Raw genomic sequence first — 25,468 nt, forward strand, 5'->3', positions numbered from 1 at the left:
CCTTGTGTGTTTTTTGCCCACTCTACGCAGTCGTCGCCTGTCGTTCCATTGCCATCCGCAGTGGAGCCCGAGGCCACGCATCCGTTACCATGCCGCTCCGGTTTTGCCTAAGCATTGGGATCGTCCATGGAATTTCTGCTCTATCTGGCGCTGGGCGCCTGCGCAGGCGTGCTGGCCGGGCTGTTCGGGGTAGGTGGCGGGATCATCATCGTCCCGGTGCTGGTGTTCAGTTTCACCTTGCAGGGCTTCGACGCCTCGATCCTGACCCACCTGGCGGTCGGCACGTCCCTGGCAACGATCATCTTTACGTCGGTCAATGCCGTCCGCGAACATCATCGTCGTGGCGCCGTGCGTTGGCCGATATTCGTGTGGATGACCGTCGGAATTCTGATGGGTGCCGGTTTCGGGGCGCTGACGGCCGAAGCGATCTCCGGCCCGAATCTGCAGAAAATCATCGGTGTGTTTGCGCTGATCATCGCCGCGCAACTGGCGCTGGACGTCAAACCCAAGGCCAGTCGAACGGTGCCCGGCAAACTCGGTCTCACCGTGGCCGGCAGTGTGATTGGCTGGGCCTCGGCGATTTTCGGCATTGGCGGCGGCTCGTTGACCGTGCCGTTCCTGACCTGGCGCAGCGTGCCGATGCAGCAAGCCGTGGCGACTTCGTCGGCTTGCGGCCTGCCCATCGCCTTGGCCAGTGCATCAAGTTTCATGATTCTGGGCTGGCACGATCCCTTGCTGCCGGCCCATAGTCTCGGTTTTATCTATTTGCCGGCGCTGCTGGGGATTGCCCTGACCAGCATGGTGTTCGCCCGCCTCGGTGCGCGACTGGCCCACAGGCTGTCGCCAAAGTTGCTGAAAAGGCTGTTCGCAGCTTTGCTGTTCTGCGTAGGCCTGAGCTTCCTGCTCTAGCTCGCAATGCTGGCTTAATCCTGAGGTGGCAGCGTCGCCCGGGAATTCTGGTTTCAACTTTCAACAAGGAGTCGCAATGCTGCCTTACCCGCAGATCGACCCGGTGGCCCTGGCCATCGGTCCGCTGAAAATCCACTGGTACGGTCTGATGTACCTGATCGGCATCGGCGGCGCCTGGCTGCTGGCATCGCGGCGGCTCAACCGTTTCGACCCGACCTGGACCAAAGAAAAGCTTTCCGACATGGTCTTCTGGATGTCGATGGGCGTTATCGTCGGCGGCCGCCTGGGCTATGTGCTGTTCTACGATCTGAACGCTTATCTGGCCAACCCGACACTGATTTTCGAAGTGTGGAAGGGCGGCATGTCGTTCCATGGCGGCTTCATCGGCGTGATGCTGGCGGCGTTGTGGTTCGGCAAGAAGAACAACAAGTCGTTCTTCCAGCTGATGGATTTCGTCGCGCCGATGGTGCCGATCGGCCTGGGTGCCGGGCGCATCGGTAACTTCATCAACGCCGAGTTGTGGGGTAAGGCGACCGACGTGCCGTGGGCAATGATCTTCCCGACCGATCCGGCGCAACTGGCGCGTCACCCGTCGCAGCTGTACCAGTTCGCGCTCGAAGGCGTGGCCCTGTTTGCCATTCTCTGGCTGTTCTCGCGCAAGCCGCGGCCGACCATGGCGGTGTCCGGGATGTTTGCCTTGTTCTACGGCATCTTCCGTTTCATCGTGGAGTTTGTCCGCGTACCGGACGCGCAACTGGGCTATCTGGCCTGGAACTGGCTGACTATGGGCCAAGTGCTCTGCGTACCGATGATCGTTGGCGGGCTGTTCCTGATCTGGCTGGCGTATCACCGCGCCCCGGCGACTCCAGCGGCTGCCGTATAAATTCGAATCCCGGGGTGACGGCCCCGGGTTCAAGGACACAGGTAATTCATGAAGCAATATCTCGAACTGGTCGCCCACGTCATCAAGAACGGCACCAAGCAAGCCAACCGCACCGGCGTGAACACCATCAGCTTTCCGGGCGCGATGCTGCGTTATGACCTGAAAGAAGGTTTCCCGGCGATCACCACGCGCAAGATGGCCTTCAAATCGGCCATCGGCGAGATGTGTGGTTTCCTGCGTGGCGTGAACAACGCCGCCGAATTCCGCGCGCTGGGCTGCAAGGTCTGGGATCAGAACGCCAACGAAAACGCGCAGTGGCTGGCCAATCCGTTCCGTCAGGGTGAAGACGACCTTGGCGAAATCTACGGCGTGCAATGGCGCAAATGGCCGGCGTACAAGCAGATTCCGGTCAGCAATCAGGCCGCTATCGAACAGACCCTGAGCCAGGGTTATCGTCAGATCGCCGAAGGCGAGGAAGACGGTCAGGCCTATGTCGTTCTGTACAAGGCGATCGACCAGGTCCGCCAGTGCGTCGACACCATCATCAAGGACCCGGGCAGCCGCCGCATTCTGTTCCACGGCTGGAACGTCGCCCAGCTCGATGAAATGGCTTTGCCGCCGTGCCACCTGCTGTACCAGTTCCACCCGAATGTCGAGACCAGGGAAATCTCCCTGACGCTCTACATCCGCTCCAACGACCTGGGCCTGGGCACGCCGTTCAACCTCACCGAAGGCGCCGCGTTGCTGAGCCTGATCGGCCGACTGACCGGCTACACACCGCGCTGGTTCACCTATTTCATCGGTGATGCCCACGTTTACGAAAACCATTTGGACATGCTCAACGAACAGCTCAAGCGCGAGCCGTTCCCGATGCCGAAACTGGTGATCAGTGACCGTGTGCCGGAGTTTGCCAAGACCGGCTTGTATCAGCCGGAGTGTCTGGAGTTGATCGAGCCGAGCGATTTCTCGCTTGAGGGGTATCAGCATCACGCGCCGATGACGGCACCGATGGCCGTCTGATTGTTTGACGGGCAGGGCTGTTTTATTAGAAAAGGTTCTACCTGACTGTCATTTCTGCCAGTAGGCGAATAAATGAGAGGGTGTTTGACTGATCACGAGGCCATCAGGCCGTGGTCAGCAACACCCTCTTTTTATTTCAGGAGCCTTGTCATGAATAACACTGCGGCCGGTGGAACGGACGGCTTTTCGGAGCGACATTTCGGCACAAATCCTCTAAGGAGCGGATTGACAGGAGCACCGTTCGTTGGCTGTGAAAGCCAGTCGGGGCTCTTTCATTTCATTCCGGGCCTCGATCCATGGGGATGCGTGGTGCCCATGGAGGTTTTCACCGGCGCACCGATCTTCGTCGATTCACTTCGAGTGGTCGTGGCGGTAAACGATAGAGAATTTCAGATCGGCGATCAGGTTCGAGTGCAATGGGCGGCGTTTGGCGGTTCGGGGGGCAATTATCAGTCGCAGCCGCAGTCCGTACAGAGTTTTATGCCGTTGCATTTTGTTGTGCCCGACGACACGGCAAGGCAGTTTGAAGGAGACCGGGTCGAGGTCATTTTTGTCATCGAAAGAGGCGGGGGCGCTATACCTTCTGCATCGTTGCTGATGACCTTCGCCCCGGCACTGATGCAAACCGGTCCGGTCTCTATTGAGGGTGTATCTGAAGGCGTTCTGGAGATTGACCCACATCCCGATGGCGTCGTTCTGACCATTCCGCGGATTGAAAACCTGCGAACAAACAACGCCATTGAAATGCTCTGGATAAGTAGCGCGAATGGCGGGCAGGGCGGAGCCTGGAGAGACTATCAGCGCAAGTTGACGGTCAATCCCGATTCACCCCTCAAGTTTCGGATTGAGCCCTCTGTCTATCAAAAGCACCGGGGTGAGACCGTTCACCTGCGCTGCAGTCTTTTTCTGGGCTCGGGCATGGTCCCGGGCATCGGTTACGGCATGGGGCATCGAGGCATATTGGAATTCAAGTTGATCTAGTCGCTGATGTGGCGATGGGGCTAATGCCCATGACTCCTGCCGACATGGGAATGCTCAACTTCCGTCGCCACCACCCCGCCACTCACTTCCAGCCGCTGCAAAATCCCGCACTGATCAATGTCCGGGCCCTCGCCACAGCGTTGGCGCAGGTCGAGCAGTTGCGTCTGTAACGCCATCAATCCGTCGATCCGCGCTTTCACGTGATGAATGTGCTCGTCGATCAACGCGTTCACGCTTTCGCACTGATCCTGCGGACTGTCGCGCAGGGCCAGCAGGCTGCGGATCTCTTCCAGGGTCATGTCGAGCGTGCGGCAGTTGCGGATGAAGGTCAGGCGTTCGGCGTGGGCCTGAGTGTAGACGCGGTAGTTGCCGTCGCTGCGGGCGGGCTCCGGCAGCAGGTTTTCGCGCTCGTAGTAGCGGATGGTTTCGACGGCGCAGTCGGTGAGCTTCGCCAGTTCTCCGATCTTCATGACAGCAATCTCCAAAAGGGTGCTTGACCCTATAGTGGCTACAGGGTCTTTACTTGGCAACAGGCACCTTCATGGACGCAACCAATGAGCGATTCCCTTCACACCCACAAACCCGAGGCTGATCACGATCACGATCACGATCACGATCACGATCACGATCACAGCCACAAGCTGCAGCCTGTGCAGAAGCATGACCATGGCGGGCACGGCGACTCCTGCTGTTCCTCCAAGGCGGCAGCGCCTTCGCTGATCAAGTTGAGCGACACGCCGACCGACGGCGCGCGGCTGAGCAGCTTCCGCATCGACGCCATGGACTGCCCGACCGAGCAGACGCTGATCCAGAACAAACTGGGCAAGCTTGCGGGGGTGCAGCAACTGGAATTCAACCTGATCAATCGGGTCCTGGGCGTGACCCATGACCTGCCGAGCACTGCGCCGATCATCGAGGCGATCAAGTCGCTGGGCATGGTGGCCGAACCGATGGAACAGGGCACTGATGCGCCAGCGCCGACCCCCGAGAAAAAGCACTGGTGGCCTCTTGCACTGTCCGGCGTGGGTGCGCTGGCGGCAGAAGTGATCCACTTCACTAGCGCCGCGCCGGACTGGGTGGTGGCGATCATCGCGCTGATTTCGATCCTCAGCGGTGGCCTCACCACTTACAAGAAGGGCTGGATCGCGCTCAAGAACCTCAACCTGAACATCAACGCGTTGATGAGCATCGCAGTCACCGGCGCGATCCTGATCGGGCAATGGCCGGAAGCGGCGATGGTGATGTTCCTGTTCACCGTGGCCGAGTTGATCGAGGCCAAGTCGCTGGACCGGGCGCGTAACGCCATTGGCGGCTTGATGCAGATGACCCCGGAACAGGCGACGGTGCAGCAAGCCGACGGCAGCTGGGTCACACAAGAGGTCAAAACCATCGAACTGGGGGCGCGAGTGCGGGTGCGTCCCGGCGAGCGGATTGGCCTGGACGGCGAAGTCGTGTCGGGCAGTTCGACCATCGATCAGGCGCCGATCACCGGCGAAAGTCTACCGATCGAGAAGACGGTGGGCGATAAGGTCTTCGCCGGCACCATCAACCAGGCAGGCTCGCTGGAGTATTCCGTCACTGCCGCGGCGAACAATTCCACACTGGCGCGGATCATCCACGCCGTGGAACAGGCCCAGGGCGCACGGGCGCCGACCCAGCGCTTCGTCGATCAGTTCTCGAAAATCTATACCCCGGCGGTGTTCCTGCTGGCCTTGGCCGTGGCGGTGATTCCGCCGCTGTTCATGGGCGCCGTCTGGTTCGACTGGATCTACCGCGCGTTGGTCTTGCTGGTGGTCGCATGCCCCTGCGCCTTGGTGATTTCCACTCCGGTAACCATCGTCAGCGGCCTCGCCGCGGCGGCACGCAAAGGCATCCTGGTGAAGGGCGGCGTTTATCTGGAAGGTGGCCACAAACTCGATTACCTGGCCTTGGACAAGACCGGCACCCTGACCCACGGCAAACCGGTGCAGACCGATTATGTGTCGCTTGATCCCACCGCAGACGCCACTGCCCCGGCGATTGCCGCAGCGCTGGCCGGTCGCTCGGACCACCCGGTGTCGTTGGCCATCGCCAATGCGGCTGTGGATAAACAATTCGCGCCGCTCGTTGTGGATAACTTCGAAGCCCTGGGCGGTCGCGGTGTACGCGGGGAAATCAACGGTCAGGTCTACCACTTGGGTAACCATCGCCTGGTGGAAGATTTGGGCCTGTGTTCGCCGGCGCTGGAAGAGAAGCTGTTTGCCCTGGAAAAACAGGGCAAATCGGTGGTGCTGTTACTCGACAAGTCCGGCCCGTTGGCGCTGTTTGCCGTGGCCGACACGGTGAAAGAGTCCAGCCGCGAAGCGATCCAGCAGTTGCACGATCTGGGCATCAAAACCCTGATGCTGACCGGCGACAATGTCCACACCGCCCAGGCGATTGCCGTGCAAGTCGGCATCGACGAGGCCAAGGGCGATCTGCTGCCCAACGACAAGCTGCAAGCCATCGAGGCACTTTATGCACAGGGCCATCGTGTTGGCATGGTCGGCGACGGCATCAACGATGCGCCGGCGCTGGCCCGCGCCCAGATTGGTTTCGCGATGGCCGCTGCCGGTACCGATACCGCCATCGAGACCGCCGATGTCGCCCTGATGGACGACGATCTGCGCAAGATCCCTGCGTTCATCCGCCTGTCGCGTCGAACCTCGACCATTCTCAAACAGAACATCGCCCTCGCTTTGGTCATCAAGGTGATCTTTCTTGGGGTAACCTTCGCCGGGATCGCCACCATGTGGATGGCGGTGTTCGCCGACATGGGTGTCAGCCTGTTGGTGGTGTTCAACGGTTTGCGCCTGCTGCGCAAGTAAGCGATGAGGGACGGGTGTGCTGAGTGCCGAGCTGAAGGCGTTTTACATGGTTGCCCGCCTGGGCAGCATTACCCTGGCGGCGAAAAAGCTCGGCCTGAGCCAACCCACGGTGACCACGCAGATCCGCCATCTGGAAAGCCAGTATTCGGTTGAGCTGTTCTACCGTGGCGGCCGCCGCCTCAGCGTCAGCGATGAAGGCGCGCGGCTGTTGCCGATGGTCAAGGCGCTGTTGCAGCAGGAAGCCGACATCGAGTTTTTCCTGCGCAACAGCGGCCAGGTCCAGGGCACATTGCGCATTGCTGCTACTGCGCCGTATTACATCCTCGACCTGGTGAAGACTTTCCGCGAGCGCTTGCCGCAAGTGGAAGTGTCGGTGGAAATCGGCAACTCCCAGCAGGTGCTGGAAGCGCTGGAGGATTACCGGGTGGATGTCGCGGCGTCGTCACAATTGCTCGATGACGCGCGGCTGATTCGGCGGGTGCTCGGCAGCGATCCGCTGGTGTTGGCGGTGCATCGCAACCATCCGCTGGCGGCGCACGATCATGTGCCGCTCAGCGCGTTGGCCGGGCATACCTTGTTGATGCGCGAATCAGGCTCGACCACTCGACGCCTGACCGAAGAATTACTGGCCAGCGCCGGGGTGAGTTTCGGGCCGTTGCTGGAAATTGGCAGCCGTGAATCGATTCGCGAGGCGGTGCTGCGCAACATCGGCATCAGCATCATTGCCCGACAGGAAGTGCCGCATGACCCGCAATTGCGCGTGCTGACGATTGAGAATGCGCCGCAGATTCCGGAGTATCTGTACTGCCTCAAGGAGCGCAAAGGCGCGCGGTTGCCGGCGGCGTTCCTGGGTTTGGCGCAGGAAATGGCCCCCGCGTGAGATTTGTGTTGAATGTGAGGGCCCCTTCGCGGGCAAGCCTCGCTCCTACAGGTGGTCGCATTCCCCTGTAGGAGCGAGGCGGGCCCGCCAAGGCGTCCGTCAGTGCACCAACGTATCCAACCCAAATTCTTGAATACCACTATCAGCCGATTTTGCCTCACTGCCACATGACGGACGCATTACAAACCTAGGATGGGCTTCATCTGCTTGATGAGGCCTGTCCATGAACCACTCGATCGCAACTGCCCTGACCAACCCCGGCGCCCCGATGAAAGTGCGCGGTGTGCAGAAACGCTTTGGCGCCTTCACCGCGCTGGACAATGTTTCCCTCGACGTGGCGGCCGGTGAACTGGTGTGCCTGCTGGGCCCGTCCGGCTGTGGCAAAACCACGTTGCTGCGTTGCATCGCCGGCCTGGAGAAACAGGACAGCGGCGAGTTGTACCTCGGCGATCGCGACGTTTCCCACCTGGCACCCCAGGCCCGGGACTACGGCATTCTTTTTCAGTCCTACGCGCTGTTTCCCAACCTCACCGTCGAAGCGAACATTGCCTACGGCCTCGCCGGCAGTGGTCGTGATGAAGTGCGCAAACGTGTCGGTCAGATGCTGGAACTGGTCGGCCTGACCGGCAGCGAGAAAAAGTACCCCGGCCAATTGTCCGGCGGCCAACAGCAACGTGTCGCGCTGGCTCGGGCATTGGCGCCGGCTCCATCGTTGTTGCTGCTGGACGAACCGATGTCGGCCCTCGACGCCCGGGTTCGCGAGCATTTGTGCACCGAACTGCGCCAACTGCAGCGCAACCTCGGCGTCACCACCCTGATGGTCACGCACAATCAGGACGAGGCCATGCTGATGGCCGACCGCATCGCCGTGATGAACAACGGCAAGGTCGAGCAGTACGCCACGCCGCAGGACATCTACGACCGCCCGGCCACGCCATTTGTGGCGGAGTTTGTCGGCCAGGGCAACTGGCTGCCATTCAGCCGCAGCAGTGACAGCCACGCCCAGGTCGGCGGGATGAGCATGCGCCTGGCGGATGGCAGCGCTAAAACCACGTCGGGCCGTCTTTTTTGCCGACCGGAAGCGATCAACGTCAACCCGCCGGTGCATGAAGAAAACCTGTTCCCGGCCAAGGTTCGCGAGATCACCTTTCTCGGTAACCGCTGCCGCATGAGCTTCGAACTCGATCAACTGCCCGGCCACGCATTGCTGGCCGAACTGGCACCGGAAGCCATGCCGCGCCTCGGTGCGCAGCAGATCATGGTCGCCTTGCCCCCGCGCAGCCTGCAGGTGTTTGCCTGATGAGCGCGAACATCGCGCTGCCGATACCGCACAAGCAGGTTCGGCAGACCTCCCGTGCCGAGATCGGCGACCGGGTGTTCGTGGTCGGCGGCAAACTCCTTTTATTGGTGTTGCTCGGCCTCGCGGTGTTGATGCCGTTGTTGGCGATCTTCTGGCGCGGTTTCAGTTCGGAGGCCGGGCAGGGCGGAGGCCTGGTGGCTGCGCGCGAATTGGTGACCAGTGCGAACTTCCACTGGTTGCTCGGCAATAGCCTGAAAGTTTCCCTCAGCGTGGCGGCGATTGTCGTACCGCTGGCCTACTTGTTTGCCTACGCATTGCAACGCACGTTGATTCCCGGCAAAGGCATCTGTCGCGCAATTTCGTTGTTGCCGCTGATGGCGCCGTCGATGCTGCCGGGGATTGCGCTGGTTTATCTGTTCGGCAATCAGGGCATGTTGCGCGGCTTGCTCTCGGACAATATCTACGGTTTCTGGGGCATTGTTCTGGGCGAGGTCATTTACACCTTCCCACACGCGCTGATGATTCTTCTGTCGGCGCTTTCCCTGGCGGATGCGCGACTCTTCGATGCCGCCTCCAGCATGGGCGCCAGTCCGGCCAAAGCCTTTCGCAGCATCACCTGGCCAGCGACCCGTCAGGCCGTGTTCGCGGCGTTCTGCCTGGTGTTCACCTTGACCATCACTGACTTCGGCGTGCCCGTAGTGGTCGGTGGCGACTATCAAGTGCTGGCGCTGGAAGCCTACAAGGCCGTGGTCGGCCAGCAGCAATTCGGTCGCGGCGCGTTGATCGGCATGGTCCTGCTGCTGCCGGCACTCTTCAGTTTTGCAGTCGATGCCTGGTTGCGTCGACGACACGGCGACGCCATGAGCGGCCGCGCCCAAGTCTTCAAACCCGCGCCGTCGAAGCGGCGGGACGGTTGTTATCTGGCCATCGTGCTGCTGATCTGCGCGGTGTTGCTGCTGGTGTTCGGCATGGCGGTGTTCTCCTCGCTGGTGAAATTCTGGCCGTACAACCTGTCGCTGTCGCTCAACCATTACCAGTTCAGCGACACCGCGGGCGGCGGCTGGCTGGCCTATGGCAACAGCGTAAAAATGGCTTTGTGCACGGCGTTGATCGGCAGCGTGCTGATCTTCACCGGCGCCTACCTGATGGAGAAAACCAAAGGTCAGCGCGGACTGAACCTGACCTTGCGCATGCTCAGTTTCGTGCCGATGGCGGTGCCGGGTCTGGTGCTGGGCCTGGGTTACGTTTTCTTCTTCAACCTCAGCGGCAACCCGCTGCATGTGCTCTACGGGACCATGACGCTGCTGGTGGTCTGCACCATTGCTCACTATTTGACCACCGCACAAATGACCGCGACCACGGCGCTACGTCAACTCGACGCCGAGTTCGAGGCCGCCGCGTTGTCACTCAAGGCGCCGCTGTATCGGCACTACCTGCGAGTCACTGTGCCGATCTGCCTGCCGGCGCTGCTGGACATCGTGCGCTACCTGTTCGTCTCGGCCATGACCACCGTTTCAGCCGCGATCTTCCTCTACAGCCCCGACACCATCCTCGCGGCGGTGGCGGTGCTGAACATGGACGACGCCGGCAACGTCGGCGGCGCAGCGGCGATGTCGACCCTGATTCTGTTCACTTCGGCAGGCGTGTCCCTGCTGCTGGCCTGGGCCTCGCGCGGCTTGCTGCACCGTTCCCAGGCCTGGCGGCAGACCGCTCCTGGTAAATAAATCTGTCCCCATAAAAGACCAACCCTCAACTCAAACAGGAAAAGATCATGTTCAAGCCTATGGCCCTGGCCGCTGCTGTCCTCACCGCTTTCAGCCTGAACGCCTTCGCGGCGCCAACCGAGTTGACGGTGTACACCGCCCTCGAAGCCGAGCAACTGAAGACTTACAAAGAAGCCTTCGAAAAGGCTAACCCGGACGTCGAGATCAAGTGGGTACGCGATTCCACCGGGATTATCACTGCCAAACTGCTGGCCGAAAAAGCCCGCCCACAGGCTGATGCGGTCTGGGGCCTGGCGGCGTCGAGCCTGGCGATCCTCGATCAGCAAGGCATGCTGCAAAGCTACGCGCCGAAGGACCTGGGCAAGATCGGCGGCAACTACCGCGATGCCGCCAATCCGCCCGCGTGGGTCGGGATGGACGTCTGGGCGGCGACCATTTGCTTCAACACCGTCGAAGCCGAAAAGCAGGGTTTGACCAAGCCGGTCAGCTGGCAGGACCTGACCAAGCCTGAGTACAAAGGCAAGATCGTGATGCCCAACCCGGCCTCGTCCGGCACCGGTTTCCTCGACGTCAGCGCCTGGCTGCAAACCTTCGGCGAGAAGCAGGGCTGGCAGTACATGGACGACCTGCACCAGAACATCGGCCAGTACGTTCACTCCGGTTCCAAGCCTTGTAAGCTGGCGGCTTCGGGTGAATTCCCGATCGGCATTTCCTTTGAATACCCGGCGGTTCAGCTGAAGCGTCAGGGCGCACCGCTGGACATCATCCTGCCGAAGGAAGGCCTGGGCTGGGAGATCGAAGCGACCGCTGTGATCAAGGGCACACCACACGAAGAGGCGGCGAAGAAACTGGCTGACTTCTCGGCCAGCCCGGCGGCGATGGAGCTTTATAAAGAGAACTTCGCGGTGCTCGCGCAACCGGGGATTGCCAAGCCGCAGACCGAATTGCCGGCGGATTATGAGCAGCGTTTGATCAAGAACGACTTTGCCTGGGCGTCGAAGAATCGCGACGAAATCCTGAGCGAGTGGCGCAAGCGGTATGACGGCAAGTCCGAGAAAGTGGCTGCCAAGTAAGATCTCTATCGGCTGAAGGGCCTCTTCGCGGGCAAGCCTCGCTCCTACAGGGTTGGTGTCGTTTGTGATAACGCGCAACCCTGCAGGAGCGAGGCTTGCCCGCGAAGGCGGCTTCAAATTCAGGACATCACTTGATGACACACCACAACGACATGCTGATCGTCGGCGCCGGCATTCTCGGCCTGTCCCACGCCTACGCCGCCGCCAGACGCGGTCTGAAGGTCACGGTTTTCGAACGCAGCGAAACCCCCTTGGGCGCCTCGGTCCGCAACTTCGGCCAGGCCCTCGTCACCGGCCAACCCCCGGGCCCGATGCTCGAACTGGCCAAGGCCAGCCGAGAGATCTGGGGCCAATGGGCACAACTGGCCGGGTTGCAACTCAAGCGCAACGGCTCGTATTTGTTCGCTCGCAGCGAAGCCGAAGAACACCTGCTCGAAGCCTTCTGCACCGGCCGCGCCGTGGAATACGGTTACCGCGTCGACCTGCTGCGCGGTGCTGCCTTGCGCGATCTCTACGGCGGTCAGTTCCGCCATCACCGCGCGGCGTTGCACGGCCTGGACGATCAGCAACTGTATTCCCGTGAAGCGATTCCGGCGTTGATCGACTACTTGCGCCGCGAGCTCGGCGTCGCGTTTCACTTCTCTACCCTGGTGCGCGATATCGAGCCGGGTCGCCTGCGCAGCACGGCCGGCACGTTCAGCGCCGATCAGATCATCGTCTGCTCCGGCCACGATTATCAGACCTTGCTGGCCGAGCCGATCGCCGCGCTCAACCCGCAAATCTGCCGCCTGCAAATGCTCCGCGCCCGGCCGCAGATCAACCTCAACCTGCAACACGCATTGCTCACCGGTTTGAGTTGCGTGCATTACGGCGCCTTCGCCGATCTGCCGGAAGCGGCGGCGGTGCAGGCGCAGATTCTGCGCGAGGAGCCACACTTGCATGAAAACGGCATCCACCTGCTGATCAGCCCGACGCCTTACGGTGAGTTGATCATCGGCGACTCCCACCATTACGGCCGCGATCCATCGCCGTTCAATGCCGAGCAGGTCGATGACTGGATGATCGGACTCGCTGAACAAACCCTGGGGTGCAAGGTGCAGGTGGTCGAGCGCTGGCAGGGCGTCTATGGTTCACGGGGGCCGGGGCCGTTCTCGTTCCTGCTCCCGATGCCGGGTGTGAGCGTGGCGCTGATGCACACCGGTGTCGGCATGAGCGTCGGCCCGGCGCTTGCCGAACGTAACGTCGCCACCTTATTGGGAGAGCATTGATGGACAGCAATGAGCAAGTGATCGCCGAGGTGTTTGGGCTGTACGAACGCTTTGGCGACAGCGATTACATCGGCGAGCCGGTGTCGCAGATCGAACACATGTCCCAGGCGGCTGAATTGGCCATGGCTGAAGGCTTTGATGACGAAGTGGTGCTGGCCGCGTTCTTCCATGACATCGGGCATATCTGTGGCGGGAGCGCCGAGAACATGGGTGGTTTTGGTGTGGTCAGCCACGAACGTCTGGGCGCCGATTACTTGCGTCGGGCCGGTTTCAGCGAGCGCCTGGCGCGGCTGGTGGAATACCACGTTCAGGCCAAGCGTTATCTGACGCTTAAAGAGCCCGGGTACTACGAGCGATTGAGCGAAGCCAGCCGCCGGACCCTGGAATACCAGGGTGGGGTGATGACCGCGGAAGAGGCGGAAGCCTTCGAGAAGGATCCGTTATGCAAGGCCAGTTTGCGGATGCGCCAGTGGGATGAACAGGCCAAGGACATGGGCGTGCCGGTGATGGATCTGGGGGTGTTGAAGGATAAGGCGTTGCGGCTGTTGGCTGCGTAATAGCTCGAAACCGGGTCGCTGCCATCGCGAGCAGGCTCGCTCCCACAGGGGAACGCATTCCAATGTGGGAGCGAGCCTGCTCGCGAAGGGGCCAGCCCGGACACCCCAATAACCAAGGTTTACAACTGCTGCGCCAACACCTCAACCTGCTCTTGCCGCTCCGCCTGACTCAACTTCGCCTGCGGATTCAGCGACGACCACTGCGGATGCGCCCGGGCCTTGTTCAGGGCTTCGGGCAGTTTGCCTTCGCGCCAGGTCTTGTCCTGTGGCGTGGCCACCTGGATGCTGTCCATCGCCGCATGCCCACGGGCATTCAGCGCATGCAGCAATTGGCGCTGACGCAAGGCCAACAGCCTCAACACGCTGTCGTCGACCGTCAATTCTCGCTGACCCCTGATCTTGCCCATTAACCGGCTGCCATAACTGCGGGCGGTTTGCAGGGCGCCGCCGGCAATGGCGCCGGCCAGTGCCGCCGCGCCGAGGGTCAGGCCGCCCACCAGTAAATCAACCCCGGCACCGGCCGCCGCGCCGGCCGCGATGCCACCGCCGACCCGCACACCCAATTGCTTGAGGGTTTCCGGGTTGAACAAATCATCGCCCCAGCGGCCATCGAGCAGCGGCAGTTCACTGGCCGCCGCGTCCTGTGGGCGGAAGGCATAGAGTTTGAGCAAACCTTCGACGCAGCGCTGTTCCCGTTGGCGAACGGCTTTGCGCAGTTCGCTGATCGCCTGTTGTTCCTGCTCCGCGTCGCTGACCACGCTACGCCGGCACGCGGCGCAATCGATCAGCAACTCGGCAATCAATCGCGCCGCACTCTGTTGGCGAGCCAGGCGTTGAGCCTGTTGATCGGCGATCAGGCGCTCCAATTGTTCGCGGGAGTTTTCCAGCAGCAAGGCGAGGCTTTCATAGAGTCGACGTTCGCCATCTTCGGGCGGTGCAACGCTGTCGAAACGCACCAGGGCATGCAGGCCCAAGCGTGCCAGGGCTTCACGCCAATCCGGCTCGCGATGGTTGGCGCTGCTGACGAAATTCAGCACCGGCAGCAGCGGTTTGCCGCAACTGGCCAACACTTCCAGTTCGTCGCGGTACTTGGCCAGGACCGGCTCCCGGGCGTCGATCACATAGAGGCCGGCGTCCGAGGCGAGCAATTGGCGCAGTACTTTGGCTTCCTGTTCAAAGCGCTGCCGGGCTTCGCTGCCGTCGAGGAATCGGGCCAACCGTGCCGGGCCGTCGAGGCGTTCGCCGGGACGTTCCAGGCGCTCGAGGTAGTCGAGCAGGGCGATGGCGTCTTCGAGGCCGGGCGTGTCGTAGAGATCGAGCAACGGCTCGCCGTCCACCGACAACCGCGCGCCTTCGACATGGCGGGTGGTGCTGGGGCGATGGGACACGTCACCGAAACCGACGTCCCGGGTGAGCGTGCGCAGCAACGAGGTTTTGCCGACATTGGTGTGGCCGACCACGGCCAGCTTCAAGGGCGCTTTCCAGGCATTAGTCATGGCCGGTCTCCAGCCAGTTCACGGGCGCGCAATCGGCGAACGGCAGGTCCAGCTGTTGCAGCGCCACGTGCCAGTCGCCGAGACGTTCGGCATCCAGTGCTTCGCCGGGCGGCGCTTGCAGCAGCCAGACACGGGTGGCAGCGGCATTGCGCGCCAGTTCGGCGATCAGGGCCAGGCTGCCACGGTCGGGCGAACGTCGCGGATCGCAGGCAATCGCCAGGCGTGCCGGAGGGAAACGACTCAACTGTTCGAGCAGTTTGTTGCGCGATTCGCGACTGTCGAGGATGCCGGCGTTGTTCACGGTTTTCGGCAGTTGCGGCGGCCACGGGCGTTGATCGTCCAGCTCGATGGCCACCAGCAACGCGCCGTCGCTTTGCTGCTCACTGACGCCGCTTTCGACACGATGCAGTTGCGCAGGCGCGGCATCACTGATGCCGAGGCGTTCGCTGGTGGGCATCAGCCGTTCGCGCAATTGGGCGTAACCGGGCAGGTTCAAATCCAGGCGCAAAGCGGCTTGGCCGGAGGTCCAGCGCCAGCGGCAGAACAGCATTAGCAACAAACGGGGCAACACCCCGTAGACCAGCAACACGCCCACCAGCCAAGCGGCCCAGGCCTGACGAGCGCTTTCGATGTTCAGCGCGGCATCGCCACTGGCGCGGATCATCTCCACGCTGGGCACGCTGAAACCGAGCAAGGCCGGCAGGGCGCCGAGAGTTTGGGTCATGGCGACGAAGGTGTCGCCGCGCAGAATGGTGGTTTCCCAGACAAAGCCGTAGCGCCGGGTCGCCATCAGCATCAGCACGATAACCAGCGCACTGAGCAACGCCAGCAACCACAAGCCGTTGACCAGCACGCCGATCGCCCAGCGATTGAGTTTGCGTCGCTGCAATAACAGCAGCAGGGCGGGTGCCAGTTGCGCGGCTTTGGCATCACGAGCGAGTTTTTCGCTGAGCCACAGCCATAAGCGTCCAAGGCTGGCGCCGTGCTCACCGGCAAACACCAGGCCCAACGCCCAGCTCAGCAGCAGAATCAGATTGAGCCCAAGCAGACTGCCCAGGGCCCAGAACACATTTACCGGGGTCTGGCCATCACCCAGTGCGGCAAACGCCAGGCCAGCACCGCTGACGATGGCCAGCACCGCCATGACGATCAGCGCCAGTCGCGCGCCTTGCAGCCAATGCTTGAGGGCGTCGGACAAACCGTCGCGCTCGGCCAGCCACACGGCACGGCGCTGAATTCGCGTCGGCAAGTCGCCGCCGGCGCTGCGGGCCAGCCGGTTGGCTTCCAGATCCTCCAGGGGGCCGGCGTGTTCTTCACGCAGGCGCACCGTCTCGGTCAGCCAGAGGGTTTGCAGTGGAGTCAGTTCAGTCACGCGGCATCCCGTCGCTCAAATGAGCTGTGAGCATAACCGCTGTGGCGCTTATCGGGGTACGGGAGGCTCTGGTATCCTCGCCGGCATGACTAAATCACTCCCCCTCAGCCTGATCGCAGCCCTCGGTGAAAACCGTGTGATCGGCGTCGACAACAGCATGCCCTGGCACTTGCCGGGGGACTTCAAATACTTCAAGGCCACCACCCTCGGCAAACCGATCATCATGGGTCGCAAGACCTGGGATTCCCTCGGCCGGCCGCTGCCGGGCCGATTGAACATCGTGGTCAGCCGTCAGGCGGATCTGGTGTTGGAAGGCGCGGAGGTTTATCCGTCGCTGGAGGCGGCCGTGGCTCGCGCGCAGGAATGGGCGAACGAGCAGGGCGTCGATGAGGTGATGCTGATTGGCGGCGCGCAATTGTATGCGCAGGGGATGGCGCAGGCGGATCGGTTGTATCTGACCCGAGTGGCGTTGAGCCCGGAAGGGGATGCGTGGTTTCCGGAGTTTGATTTGGGGCAGTGGACATTGGTGTCCAACACCCAGAATCCGGCTGAAGGCGACAAACCAGCGTACGACTTTGAAGTTTGGGAGAAAGTCTAAAAGCTTCGCGGGCAAGCCTCGCTCCTACAGGATTTGTGTCGATCGCGAAAATTGCGTACGACACAAATTCTGGTAGGAGCGAGGCTTGCCCGCGAAGAGGCCAGCTCAGACGCTAAAAAACTTAAGCGTGCGCCAACTCCGCATGCTCATCGGCATCCAGCAGTGCTTTATCCGTCTGCTGCATGATCTGGCTGGTAATCGCCCCGGCCGTGATCGAACCACTCACGTTCAACGCCGTGCGGCCCATATCGATCAGCGGCTCAACCGAAATCAGCAACGCCACCAATGACACCGGCAAACCCATCGCCGGCAGCACGATCAGCGCGGCAAACGTCGCACCGCCGCCCACGCCCGCCACACCGGCCGAACTCAAGGTCACAATCGCCACCAGTGTTGCAATCCACAGCGGGTCCAGCGGGTTGATGCCGACAGTCGGCGCCACCATCACCGCCAACATCGCCGGGTACAGACCGGCACAGCCATTCTGGCCAATGGTCGCGCCGAACGACGCGGCGAAACTGGCGATGGATTGCGGGATGCCCAGGCGGCTGGTCTGCGCTTCGATGCTCAGTGGAATCGTCGCGGCGCTGGAGCGGCTAGTGAACGCGAACGTCAGCACCGGCCAGATCTTGCGGAAGAACCGCAGCGGGTTGATCCCGGCCGCCGACACCAACAGGCCATGGACCACAAACATCAGGCCCAGGCCGATGTAGGAAACCACCACGAAACTGCCGAGCTTGATGATGTCTTGCAGGTTGGAACCGGCGACCACTTTGGTCATCAGCGCCAATACGCCGTAGGGGGTCAGCTTCATCACCAGACGCACCAGACGCATCACCCAGGCTTGCAGGGTGTCGATGGCGTTGATCACTTTCTGACCTTTCTCGACGTCATCCTTGAGCAGTTGCAGCGCCGCGACACCGAGGAACGCGGCGAAGATCACCACGCTGATGATCGACGTCGGCTTGGCGCGAGCGAGGTCGGCGAACGGGTTTTGCGGAATAAACGACAGCAGCAGCTGCGGCACATTCAGGTCGGCAACCTTGCCGGCATAGTCGGTCTGGATGGTTTGCAGGCGAGCCATTTCCTGGGTGCCGGCGACCAGGCCTTCGGCGGTCAGGCCGAACAGGTTGGTCAAGCCGATACCGATCAACGCCGCAATGGCCGTGGTGAACAGCAGCGTGCCGATGGTCAGGAAGCTGATCTTGCCCAGCGACGAGGCGTTGTGCAGACGGGCCACGGCGCTGAGGATCGAGGCGAACACCAGCGGGATGACGATCATTTGCAGCAACTGAACGTACCCGTTGCCCACCAGATCGAACCAGCTGATCGAGGCTTTCAGCACCGGGTTGCCGGCACCGTAAATCGTGTGCAACGCGACACCGAACACCACGCCCAATACCAACGCGAGCAGGACTTTTTTCGCCAGGCTCCAGGTGGTGTGGCGGGTTTGCGCGAGGCCAAACAGTAACGCGAGGAACACCAGCAGATTGAGGATCAGCGGCAGATTCATGAGAACTCCGAAAGTGACTTGTGCCAGCCACCTTCCGGGGCAGCTGCGAACCGGCAAGCCTAACAGCTTGATTTACAAAGAATTAATATCAAAAAAGTCTGATAACTGTCGTTTTTGGAATAAGCCGGTGTCGCTGTCGGGGATGCACTTGACGCGAAAGGGACGTGTGCGGTCGCTAGTGGACGAGAGTTGTCACACTTATTTGTTAGCGTCGATATCTTTGGATCAGGGAGAAACCGCCGATGAAGCTCGCACCCAAATTTCTCGCAGCAGTACTCTGTCTTGGCCTCGCCGGCCAGGTCTTCGCCACGGATTTGAAGCACTGGCCAGCCGATCAGGCCAAGGCGCTGGACGCGATGATTGCAGCCAACGCGAACAAAGGTAACTACGCGGTGTTCGACATGGACAACACCAGTTACCGCTACGACCTCGAAGAGTCGTTGCTGCCGTACATGGAAAGCAAAGGCCTGATCACCCGCGAGAAACTCGACCCCTCCCTGAAACTGATCCCGTTCAAGGACACCGCCGACCATAAGGAAAGCCTGTTCAGCTACTACTATCGCCTCTGCGAACTCGACGACATGGTGTGCTATCCATGGGTCGCGCAAGTGTTCTCCGGTTTCACCCTCCAGGAACTCAAAGGCTACGTCGATGAGCTGATGGCCTTGGACAAGCCAGTGCCGGCGACCTATTACGAAGGCGATGTGGTCAAGAACCTCGACGTCAACCCGCCGAAAATCTTCACCGGTCAGAAAGAGCTCTACAACAAGCTGATGGAGAACGGCATCGAGGTCTACGTGATGACCGCCGCCTCGGAAGAACTGGTGCGCATGGTCGCTTCCGATCCGAAGTACGGCTACAACGTCAAACCGCAAAACGTCATTGGTGTGAGCCTGCTGCTCAAGGACCCGAAGTCCGGTGAATTGACCACGGCGCGTAAGCAAATCACTGCGGGCAAGTATGACGAGAAGGCCAACCTTGGCCTCGAACTGACCCCGTACCTGTGGACCCCGGCGACCTGGATGGCGGGTAAGCAAGCGGCGATCCTGACCTACATCGATGAATGGAAAAAACCGGTGCTCGTCGGCGGCGACACACCGACCAGCGACGGCTTCATGCTGTTCCACAGCGTCGACGTGGCCAAGGGCGGCATTCACTTGTGGATCAACCGCAAGGACAAATACATGACCCAGATTAACGGCATGATGGCCAAGCACGCGGCAGCACAGGCCAAGGAAGGGTTGCCGGTGACGGCGGACAAGAACTGGGTGATCGTGAAACCGGAGGAAATCCAGTAAGCACCAAAAATCCAATGTAGGAGTGAGCCTGCTCGCGATAGCGCAGTGTCAGACGACATCAATGGTGACAGACATACCGCTATCGCGAGCAGGCTCACTCCTACAGTTGATCTCCAGTGTTTGGGGGATCGTGGTCAAAAAAATGCCCCGCACTTGGCGGGGCATTTTTTGTTCGACGGTTAAGCCTTACAGCCCGTCGAGCATTGCCTTGTTACGCACGGCACCCTTGTCGGCGCTGGTCGCCAGCAGGGCGTAGGCCTTCAGTGCAGTGGTCACTTTGCGTGGACGTTTTTCCACAGGCTTCCAGCCTTTCTGATCCTGCTCGGCACGGCGGCCAGCCATTTCTTCGTCGCTGATCAACAGATTGATCGAGCGGTTCGGAATGTCGATCAGCACCTTGTCACCGTCCTGCACCAGACCAATCGCGCCGCCTGCAGCGGCTTCCGGCGAAGCATGACCGATGGACAGGCCCGAGGTGCCGCCGGAGAAGCGGCCGTCGGTGAGCAGGGCGCAGGCTTTGCCCAGGCCTTTGGATTTCAGGTACGACGTCGGATAGAGCATTTCCTGCATGCCCGGGCCGCCTTTCGGACCTTCGTAACGGATGATCACGATGTCGCCGGCCTTCACTTCGTCGGCGAGGATGCCGCGAACGGCGCTGTCCTGGCTTTCGAAGATCTTCGCGTTGCCTTCGAACACGTGGATCGATTCGTCGACGCCAGCGGTTTTCACCACACAGCCGTCCAGTGCGATGTTGCCGTAGAGAACGGCCAGGCCGCCTTCTTTCGAATATGCATGCTCAACACTGCGGATGCAGCCGTTTTCACGGTCGTCGTCCAGGGTTTCCCAACGGGTCGACTGGCTGAATGCGGTTTGCGTCGGGATGCCCGCAGGACCGGCTTTGAAGAAGTGATGCACGGCTTCATCGTCGGTCTGGGTGATGTCCCACTTGGCGATGCCTTCGGCCAGGGTCTTGCTGTGCACGGTCGGCAGGTCGGTGTGCAGCAGGCCGCCACGGGCCAGCGAGCCGAGGATGCTGAAGATCCCGCCAGCGCGGTGCACGTCTTCCATATGGTATTTCTGGATATTCGGAGCGACTTTGCACAGTTGCGGCACGAATCGGGACAGGCGGTCGATGTCGCGCAGGTCGAACTCCATCTCGGCTTCCTGGGCGGCGGCCAGCAAGTGCAGGATGGTGTTGGTAGAGCCGCCCATGGCGATGTCCAAGGTCATGGCGTTTTCGAACGCCTTGAAGTTGGCGATGTTGCGCGGCAATACCGACTCATCGTTCTCGCCGTAGTAACGCTTGCACAGCTCGACGATGGTGCGGCCGGCCTGCAGGAACAGCTGCTCGCGGTCACTGTGGGTGGCCAGGGTCGAACCGTTGCCCGGCAATGCCAGGCCCAGGGCTTCGACCAGGCAGTTCATCGAGTTGGCGGTGAACATGCCGGAGCACGAGCCGCAGGTCGGGCAGGCGCTGCGCTCGTACTCGGCGACTTTCTCGTCAGAAGCGCTGGAGTCGGCGGCGATGACCATGGCGTCTACCAGGTCGAGGCCGTGGGAGGCCAGTTTGGTCTTGCCGGCTTCCATCGGGCCGCCGGAAACGAAGATCACCGGGATGTTCAGGCGCAGGGCGGCCATCAGCATGCCAGGGGTGATCTTGTCGCAGTTGGAGATGCAGACGATGGCGTCGGCGCAGTGGGCGTTGACCATGTATTCGACGGAGTCGGCGATGATCTCGCGGCTCGGCAGCGAATAGAGCATGCCGTCGTGGCCCATGGCGATGCCGTCATCCACGGCGATGGTGTTGAATTCTTTTGCCACACCGCCAGCGCGTTCGATTTCGCGGGCGACCAGTTGGCCCAGGTCCTTGAGGTGGACGTGGCCCGGTACGAACTGGGTGAACGAGTTGGCAATGGCGATGATCGGCTTTTTGAAGTCGTCATCTTTCATCCCCGTGGCGCGCCACAGTGCGCGGGCGCCGGCCATGTTGCGGCCGTGGGTGGATGTTTTCGAGCGGTAATCAGGCATGAAGCACTCCGGGCGGCTAATCAGGTATCAAAAGGGAAGTGAGCTTCTATTGACGTCTGGAACACCCAGAAATGGCCGTGTGTCCGGAAGTTGCCGATAACTTTGCGGGATCGCCGCGCGCTTCAGCTTGAGCTCATAAACCCGCCGGGGGATGACTGGCGATGAATGTCGCGATTCTACACGGCTGGCGTCAGGAGGGAATGCCGGGAAGCGTTGATCCGGCGCTGACACAACGTGCGGGATGACGACTGGCAGGTTTCAGCCCGCCTTCAGCGCCAGATGCCGTCGTGTAATCAAGACATTCAGGCCAAGGCCCGTAGCACTCAAGCTCAGAAAACACAGGGCTAGTGCCGTGGTCAGGTCTTCGGAGGCAAGGTTGATCACTACGCTGATCACACCGCCGCACATGAAAATCAGCACGCCGCCTACCGAGGTCGAGGTTCCGGCATTCCGGGGGTAGAGACTCATGGCTTTGGAGTTGGCGATGGGCCGGGCAATGGTGGTGCCTGCCGTACAAATCAACATGGGTATCAGCACCGCTGCCGCAGAGAGCCCGAACTGTTCCGCCAACCACAGCATCACCAGCCCTGACAAAGCGATCAGCCCCAGGCCAATGACTATTTGTGTGTTGGCCTGCAGGTACCGATGCAGCGCGCTGGCGACAATCCCGCCAAACACATAAGCCACGCCATACAGCAGCAACGCCCAGGCAAATGCGTAAGGCGACAGCGCCAGCCGCTCCATGAAAATGATCGGTGAAATGACGATGAACGAGAAATGGCAGGCGAAAGCCAAGGCTGAAATCAACCAATACCCCATGAAGCGAAAATCCGAACACAGCCGCCAATAGGCGCTGAAAAAACGTTCAGGTGCCGTGGTATGAAGGTGAGGGTTTTCCCTGAGCAGAAAGAAGGCTTTAAGCCAGACAATGACGGCCAGGCTGATAAACACATAAAAGCTGCCCTGCCAGCCTAGCTGCAATTGCAACCACGTCCCCAGCAGCGGCGAAATCGAAATGAATACCCCGCCGCCGGTCACCATCCAGATTCTGATTCGCTCCTGTTCCTTGCCGACGAACAGATCCTGAACCAACGCCTGTGACAGGACGAATGACCCGCAACCAACGGCCTGGATCACCCGGAAGAACAAAAACCAGCTGTATTCGCTGGCCACCAAACACCCTGTCGCTCCGACCACCGCAATTGCGATACCGGCCAGCAGTAATTTCTTGCGTCCCCACAAATCCGACAATGGTCCGACCAGCACCACGGACAACGCCAGGCCAATGGCGAACACGCTCACGGACAGGGCGATGTCGGACGGTGAGGTCCGAAAGTAGTCAGAAAGATCGGGAAAGGAGGGGAGTACCACATCCAGGGGAAAGACGCCGAGCAGCGTCATGGTCATCAACAGAATGACCATGGCACGTTGTTCGCCCCGGGCTACCTGTTTTCCGTCATTCATCGAACAGCCCTGCCCTGGAGAAAAGTTGGCGATTGGCAGGCAGATCGAAGAACCCGGCTTTTTTCATTGCATTGAGCGTTGCACCAGCACTCGATCGGACGCGCAGGCGCTGTGCTTGCGAGCCGGTCAGATCCCCAAGGATCTGCGCGACAGCCGCTTCACTCAGGCCGGCGCTGCGCAGGCTTTCCCCAAGCCAGCGTTCATCTATCTCAAAGAAAATCAGCAGGATTTCCGCGAGCGACCTGGCGGTGAACGTGCGTTGGCCGCAGTTCAATTGCACCCACAGATGGTGGAATACTTCGCAAAAGTAGCGACTGTGACGCGCTTCGTCGGCCAGGTGATCCCTGAGCATTTCCTGAACGCTGCTCACCAGCGTGTCACGGCAAACGTCGAGCAGTTCCTTGGCGATAATTGTTTCCGAGACGAAGCCGACGAGAAACCACGCCAGTGCCTTGTGCTTGTCCGGTGTGCGATCGAGCAGGGCGTTCAGCCGGGCTATCCGGTGGGGCACGACCGGGCGATCTGTCATGTCGTAAATATCGGCAATCTGCTCGGCGAGGCTGTTGGAAAACAGTGCGTGATAAGCCTCATCCGTATAGAGCTGCAGCGCGGCGGTTTTCATCCGTGGGGGGATGGATACCCCCAGTTCGTTGTGGACGATGGTTTCCACGGAACGGTTGACGATGCGGTGTTCCAGCAGGGTGGTGTAGTCGAGGAAATACACCAGATGGTTGGCGGACAGGCGATGAGTGATTGCTCTGCCTGCTGCTTTGATTGCCGGATGACTCAGGTAGGGCAGAAAGTCCGGCGCAAACCAGTGGCGGGTTTCCAGTTGCCGTTTCAGGTCCGGTGGCAATTGGTAGGTGTGTTCGCTGATCCGCACCGAGGCTCGGGTGTTCCAGTCTCCAAGGGTGAAGCGATGGGCCCATGAGGCAGAGGCTGACGCGGGGTCGATGAGGGGCTCGGTCATTGTTCCGCCCCCCGACTGCTCAGCAGTGCTTTCAATTCCTTGCACATCACTTGCCCGTCGCTCTGGCCGCAGCCGACAAAGAACAGCGGTTGCTCTGCGCTGTTCTCAAGTCCCAGCAGCGCTTCGACCTGGTCGTCCGTCAATGCACCGGTCAGCCAGGTGTTCAATCCCAGCGCGGTGGCCGCCAGTTGAAAGGTCTGGGAAATATGGCCGGCCTCGACGTAGGCCATTCGGTAGGCCCGCGAGTGTTCATATTTCCACCACAGCTTGTCGAATCGGCTGGTGATGAACAGGCCTGCGGGCAGGTTATTGATGAAGTGTTGTCCGCACATCAGTTGCCCTAAAGGTTGGGGAGGCAGCGGATTAACCAGACTCAGCGCGTGCCCGGTGGGGTGATAGGCGTAGACACCGGGTGGCAGGCCGCTGACGTTTTGCACCAGCAGAAAGCCTTCGCAGGCATTCAGTCCACCTCCGGACGGGCTGCTGCGCCGGGCGCCGAGACCTTCGACGATGCTTTCGTCGACGTCGTTTTCGCGCTCATGCAGATAGCCGAGGGACAGGTACAGCAATGTACTGACGGCTTCGAGGGAAACGGCTTCACCCGTGAAGGTGCGGCAGGTTTTCCGATTGACCAGGGCGTTTGCCAGGGAACCTTCCGGCAGGCAGGAAGGTTTTGGCAGGGTAATCAGCTCGAATCCCAGGCGTTCCGAGCGCCTGGCTTTCGGCGAGGGCGTGCTCAGTACGTCGCTGCAATGATCAAGGTATTGTTTTGACCATTCATTGATATTTTGCGGAACGTGTTCGCACGGAATGTTCTTGGTGCCGATATGGAATATCTTCGACAGTTCGTCCCAGCCCCAGTCTGTAGTATCTGTTATTGCAGTTGTCAGTATTCCAGCGTCAAGTAGCTGGGTGTCAATTGTATTGCGTTCGTTGAACTTTTCGGGGTTGTCGATAAGTTCTGCCAGTCGGGTTGAATACTTCAGGTTCAGTTCAAACTGTTTGTGATTCTTGTAATCCCAGACTATTTGACCGGGCGTGCGTGGAAGTATGAATAAATGAGGACTGATCTGCATGATGGGCGGTTCGCTCTGGGCAATGCCATAGAAAACGCTGGGTAGCCGGCACTCCCCAGCGTCTCATTTACTTAGCGGGCTTTAGGGGCGACCAGGAAAGCCAGGTTGGCGATGCTGTTAGCTTCCAGAGTAATTGCTTTCATTTGGAACTCCTTGTAATTGAAAGTAAGAGTCACTTCGTGGTGACACGCTCAATCATAGAGTGTAATGAG

At 60.6% G+C, this 25,468-nt stretch carries 21 protein-coding genes; 13 read left to right on the top strand and 8 right to left on the bottom strand.

All coding sequences use genetic code 11. The features are described 5' to 3' along the window. Positions 1-126 precede the first annotated feature (126 nt). The 4 genes from AB4N91_RS28525 (at position 127) to AB4N91_RS28540 (ending at position 3,793) form a co-directional block, all read left to right on the top strand. Positions 127-909: a sulfite exporter TauE/SafE family protein gene (locus AB4N91_RS28525; protein WP_077747197.1), complete on the top strand. Its 783-nt coding sequence runs from the start codon at positions 127-129 to the stop codon at positions 907-909. A 76-nt stretch (positions 910-985) separates the two neighbouring features. Further along, complete coding sequence (gene lgt / locus AB4N91_RS28530) at positions 986-1,792, top strand: prolipoprotein diacylglyceryl transferase (RefSeq protein ID WP_010466741.1); 807 nt, start codon at positions 986-988, stop codon at positions 1,790-1,792. 48 nt (positions 1,793-1,840) lie between these two features. Then, positions 1,841-2,812, top strand: coding sequence for a thymidylate synthase (locus tag AB4N91_RS28535; protein ID WP_460111967.1), 972 nt, complete (start codon positions 1,841-1,843; stop codon positions 2,810-2,812). A 150-nt stretch (positions 2,813-2,962) separates the two neighbouring features. Beyond that, on the top strand, positions 2,963-3,793 hold the full coding sequence (locus AB4N91_RS28540) for a hypothetical protein (RefSeq protein ID WP_077747199.1): 831 nt from the start codon (positions 2,963-2,965) through the stop codon (positions 3,791-3,793). 20 nt (positions 3,794-3,813) lie between these two features. On the opposite strand, the gene cadR is transcribed toward AB4N91_RS28540, so the two are convergent. Further along, complete coding sequence (gene cadR / locus AB4N91_RS28545; RefSeq protein WP_010466748.1) at positions 3,814-4,263, bottom strand: Cd(II)/Pb(II)-responsive transcriptional regulator; 450 nt, start codon at positions 4,261-4,263, stop codon at positions 3,814-3,816. Positions 4,264-4,347: 84 nt separating this feature from the next. On the opposite strand from cadR, the gene AB4N91_RS28550 reads away from it, so the two are divergent. The 7 genes from AB4N91_RS28550 (at position 4,348) to AB4N91_RS28580 (ending at position 13,441) form a co-directional block, all read left to right on the top strand. Further along, positions 4,348-6,639 (top strand): heavy metal translocating P-type ATPase, encoded by a 2,292-nt coding sequence (locus tag AB4N91_RS28550; protein WP_460111968.1) that lies wholly within the window; start codon positions 4,348-4,350, stop codon positions 6,637-6,639. A gap of 16 nt (positions 6,640-6,655) precedes the next feature. Further along, positions 6,656-7,519: a LysR family transcriptional regulator gene (locus AB4N91_RS28555; RefSeq protein WP_010466752.1), complete on the top strand. Its 864-nt coding sequence runs from the start codon at positions 6,656-6,658 to the stop codon at positions 7,517-7,519. A 223-nt stretch (positions 7,520-7,742) separates the two neighbouring features. Beyond that, positions 7,743-8,819 (top strand): putative 2-aminoethylphosphonate ABC transporter ATP-binding protein, encoded by a 1,077-nt coding sequence (locus AB4N91_RS28560; RefSeq protein WP_010466754.1) that lies wholly within the window; start codon positions 7,743-7,745, stop codon positions 8,817-8,819. Continuing rightward, on the top strand, positions 8,819-10,543 hold the full coding sequence (locus AB4N91_RS28565; protein ID WP_460111969.1) for a putative 2-aminoethylphosphonate ABC transporter permease subunit: 1,725 nt from the start codon (positions 8,819-8,821) through the stop codon (positions 10,541-10,543). Before AB4N91_RS28560 ends, AB4N91_RS28565 begins: the two co-directional genes overlap by 1 nt. Before the next feature lie 47 nt (positions 10,544-10,590). After that, positions 10,591-11,616: a putative 2-aminoethylphosphonate ABC transporter substrate-binding protein gene (locus AB4N91_RS28570; RefSeq protein WP_010466757.1), complete on the top strand. Its 1,026-nt coding sequence runs from the start codon at positions 10,591-10,593 to the stop codon at positions 11,614-11,616. A gap of 134 nt (positions 11,617-11,750) precedes the next feature. Further along, a complete protein-coding gene (locus tag AB4N91_RS28575; RefSeq protein WP_427701294.1) occupies positions 11,751-12,884 on the top strand; it encodes a TIGR03364 family FAD-dependent oxidoreductase in 1,134 nt (377 codons plus the stop codon). Continuing rightward, entirely contained in the window at positions 12,884-13,441 is a 558-nt protein-coding gene (locus tag AB4N91_RS28580; RefSeq protein ID WP_010466760.1) for a phosphonate degradation HD-domain oxygenase, read from the top strand. The genes AB4N91_RS28575 and AB4N91_RS28580 overlap by 1 nt, the downstream gene beginning before the upstream one ends. Before the next feature lie 119 nt (positions 13,442-13,560). Here AB4N91_RS28580 and AB4N91_RS28585 read toward each other — a convergent pair whose 3' ends face one another. Both AB4N91_RS28585 and AB4N91_RS28590 read right to left on the bottom strand, forming a co-directional pair. Beyond that, positions 13,561-14,937, bottom strand: a complete 1,377-nt coding sequence (locus tag AB4N91_RS28585; RefSeq protein ID WP_083375528.1) for a GTPase/DUF3482 domain-containing protein — start codon at positions 14,935-14,937, stop codon at positions 13,561-13,563. Continuing rightward, complete coding sequence (locus AB4N91_RS28590) at positions 14,930-16,309, bottom strand: DUF2868 domain-containing protein (RefSeq protein ID WP_460111970.1); 1,380 nt, start codon at positions 16,307-16,309, stop codon at positions 14,930-14,932. Before AB4N91_RS28590 ends, AB4N91_RS28585 begins: the two co-directional genes overlap by 8 nt. A gap of 85 nt (positions 16,310-16,394) precedes the next feature. Here AB4N91_RS28590 and AB4N91_RS28595 point away from each other — a divergent pair, with 85 nt between their 5' ends. Then, entirely contained in the window at positions 16,395-16,907 is a 513-nt protein-coding gene (locus AB4N91_RS28595; RefSeq protein WP_010466767.1) for a dihydrofolate reductase, read from the top strand. Between the two features lie 121 nt (positions 16,908-17,028). Here AB4N91_RS28595 and AB4N91_RS28600 read toward each other — a convergent pair whose 3' ends face one another. Next, complete coding sequence (locus tag AB4N91_RS28600) at positions 17,029-18,420, bottom strand: L-cystine transporter (RefSeq protein WP_460111971.1); 1,392 nt, start codon at positions 18,418-18,420, stop codon at positions 17,029-17,031. A 242-nt stretch (positions 18,421-18,662) separates the two neighbouring features. Here AB4N91_RS28600 and AB4N91_RS28605 point away from each other — a divergent pair, with 242 nt between their 5' ends. Further along, complete coding sequence (locus tag AB4N91_RS28605; RefSeq protein WP_010466771.1) at positions 18,663-19,718, top strand: HAD family hydrolase; 1,056 nt, start codon at positions 18,663-18,665, stop codon at positions 19,716-19,718. Positions 19,719-19,904: 186 nt separating this feature from the next. On the opposite strand, the gene ilvD is transcribed toward AB4N91_RS28605, so the two are convergent. From ilvD to AB4N91_RS28625, 4 genes are all read right to left on the bottom strand, one after another. Next, entirely contained in the window at positions 19,905-21,746 is a 1,842-nt protein-coding gene (gene ilvD, locus AB4N91_RS28610; RefSeq protein ID WP_010466773.1) for a dihydroxy-acid dehydratase, read from the bottom strand. 258 nt (positions 21,747-22,004) lie between these two features. Continuing rightward, the gene (locus AB4N91_RS28615) at positions 22,005-23,210 is read right to left on the bottom strand and encodes an MFS transporter (protein ID WP_460111972.1); all 1,206 of its coding nucleotides are present in this window, start codon (positions 23,208-23,210) and stop codon (positions 22,005-22,007) included. Further along, a complete protein-coding gene (locus tag AB4N91_RS28620) occupies positions 23,203-24,180 on the bottom strand; it encodes a diiron oxygenase (protein WP_460111973.1) in 978 nt (325 codons plus the stop codon). Before AB4N91_RS28620 ends, AB4N91_RS28615 begins: the two co-directional genes overlap by 8 nt. Beyond that, positions 24,177-25,256, bottom strand: coding sequence for a SagB family peptide dehydrogenase (locus AB4N91_RS28625; protein WP_154502083.1), 1,080 nt, complete (start codon positions 25,254-25,256; stop codon positions 24,177-24,179). Before AB4N91_RS28625 ends, AB4N91_RS28620 begins: the two co-directional genes overlap by 4 nt. Positions 25,257-25,468: the final 212 nt, after the last annotated feature.

The organism is Pseudomonas sp. H3_D04 (assembly GCF_054669175.1).

What these genes read in the sequence shown, in the direction of transcription:
- AB4N91_RS28585 (WP_083375528.1), bottom strand. Translation starts at nt 14,937, where the DNA reads ATGACTAATGCCTGGAAAGCGCCCTTGAAGCTGGCCGTGGTCGGCCAC.
- AB4N91_RS28565 (WP_460111969.1), top strand. Translation starts at nt 8,819, where the DNA reads ATGAGCGCGAACATCGCGCTGCCGATACCGCACAAGCAGGTTCGGCAG.
- AB4N91_RS28525 (WP_077747197.1), top strand. Translation starts at nt 127, where the DNA reads ATGGAATTTCTGCTCTATCTGGCGCTGGGCGCCTGCGCAGGCGTGCTG.
- AB4N91_RS28580 (WP_010466760.1), top strand. Translation starts at nt 12,884, where the DNA reads ATGGACAGCAATGAGCAAGTGATCGCCGAGGTGTTTGGGCTGTACGAA.
- lgt (WP_010466741.1), top strand. Translation starts at nt 986, where the DNA reads ATGCTGCCTTACCCGCAGATCGACCCGGTGGCCCTGGCCATCGGTCCG.
- AB4N91_RS28620 (WP_460111973.1), bottom strand. Translation starts at nt 24,180, where the DNA reads ATGACCGAGCCCCTCATCGACCCCGCGTCAGCCTCTGCCTCATGGGCC.
- AB4N91_RS28535 (WP_460111967.1), top strand. Translation starts at nt 1,841, where the DNA reads ATGAAGCAATATCTCGAACTGGTCGCCCACGTCATCAAGAACGGCACC.
- AB4N91_RS28605 (WP_010466771.1), top strand. Translation starts at nt 18,663, where the DNA reads ATGAAGCTCGCACCCAAATTTCTCGCAGCAGTACTCTGTCTTGGCCTC.
- cadR (WP_010466748.1), bottom strand. Translation starts at nt 4,263, where the DNA reads ATGAAGATCGGAGAACTGGCGAAGCTCACCGACTGCGCCGTCGAAACC.
- AB4N91_RS28540 (WP_077747199.1), top strand. Translation starts at nt 2,963, where the DNA reads ATGAATAACACTGCGGCCGGTGGAACGGACGGCTTTTCGGAGCGACAT.
- AB4N91_RS28575 (WP_427701294.1), top strand. Translation starts at nt 11,751, where the DNA reads ATGACACACCACAACGACATGCTGATCGTCGGCGCCGGCATTCTCGGC.
- AB4N91_RS28560 (WP_010466754.1), top strand. Translation starts at nt 7,743, where the DNA reads ATGAACCACTCGATCGCAACTGCCCTGACCAACCCCGGCGCCCCGATG.
- AB4N91_RS28550 (WP_460111968.1), top strand. Translation starts at nt 4,348, where the DNA reads ATGAGCGATTCCCTTCACACCCACAAACCCGAGGCTGATCACGATCAC.
- AB4N91_RS28595 (WP_010466767.1), top strand. Translation starts at nt 16,395, where the DNA reads ATGACTAAATCACTCCCCCTCAGCCTGATCGCAGCCCTCGGTGAAAAC.
- ilvD (WP_010466773.1), bottom strand. Translation starts at nt 21,746, where the DNA reads ATGCCTGATTACCGCTCGAAAACATCCACCCACGGCCGCAACATGGCC.
- AB4N91_RS28615 (WP_460111972.1), bottom strand. Translation starts at nt 23,210, where the DNA reads ATGAATGACGGAAAACAGGTAGCCCGGGGCGAACAACGTGCCATGGTC.
- AB4N91_RS28600 (WP_460111971.1), bottom strand. Translation starts at nt 18,420, where the DNA reads ATGAATCTGCCGCTGATCCTCAATCTGCTGGTGTTCCTCGCGTTACTG.
- AB4N91_RS28625 (WP_154502083.1), bottom strand. Translation starts at nt 25,256, where the DNA reads ATGCAGATCAGTCCTCATTTATTCATACTTCCACGCACGCCCGGTCAA.
- AB4N91_RS28570 (WP_010466757.1), top strand. Translation starts at nt 10,591, where the DNA reads ATGTTCAAGCCTATGGCCCTGGCCGCTGCTGTCCTCACCGCTTTCAGC.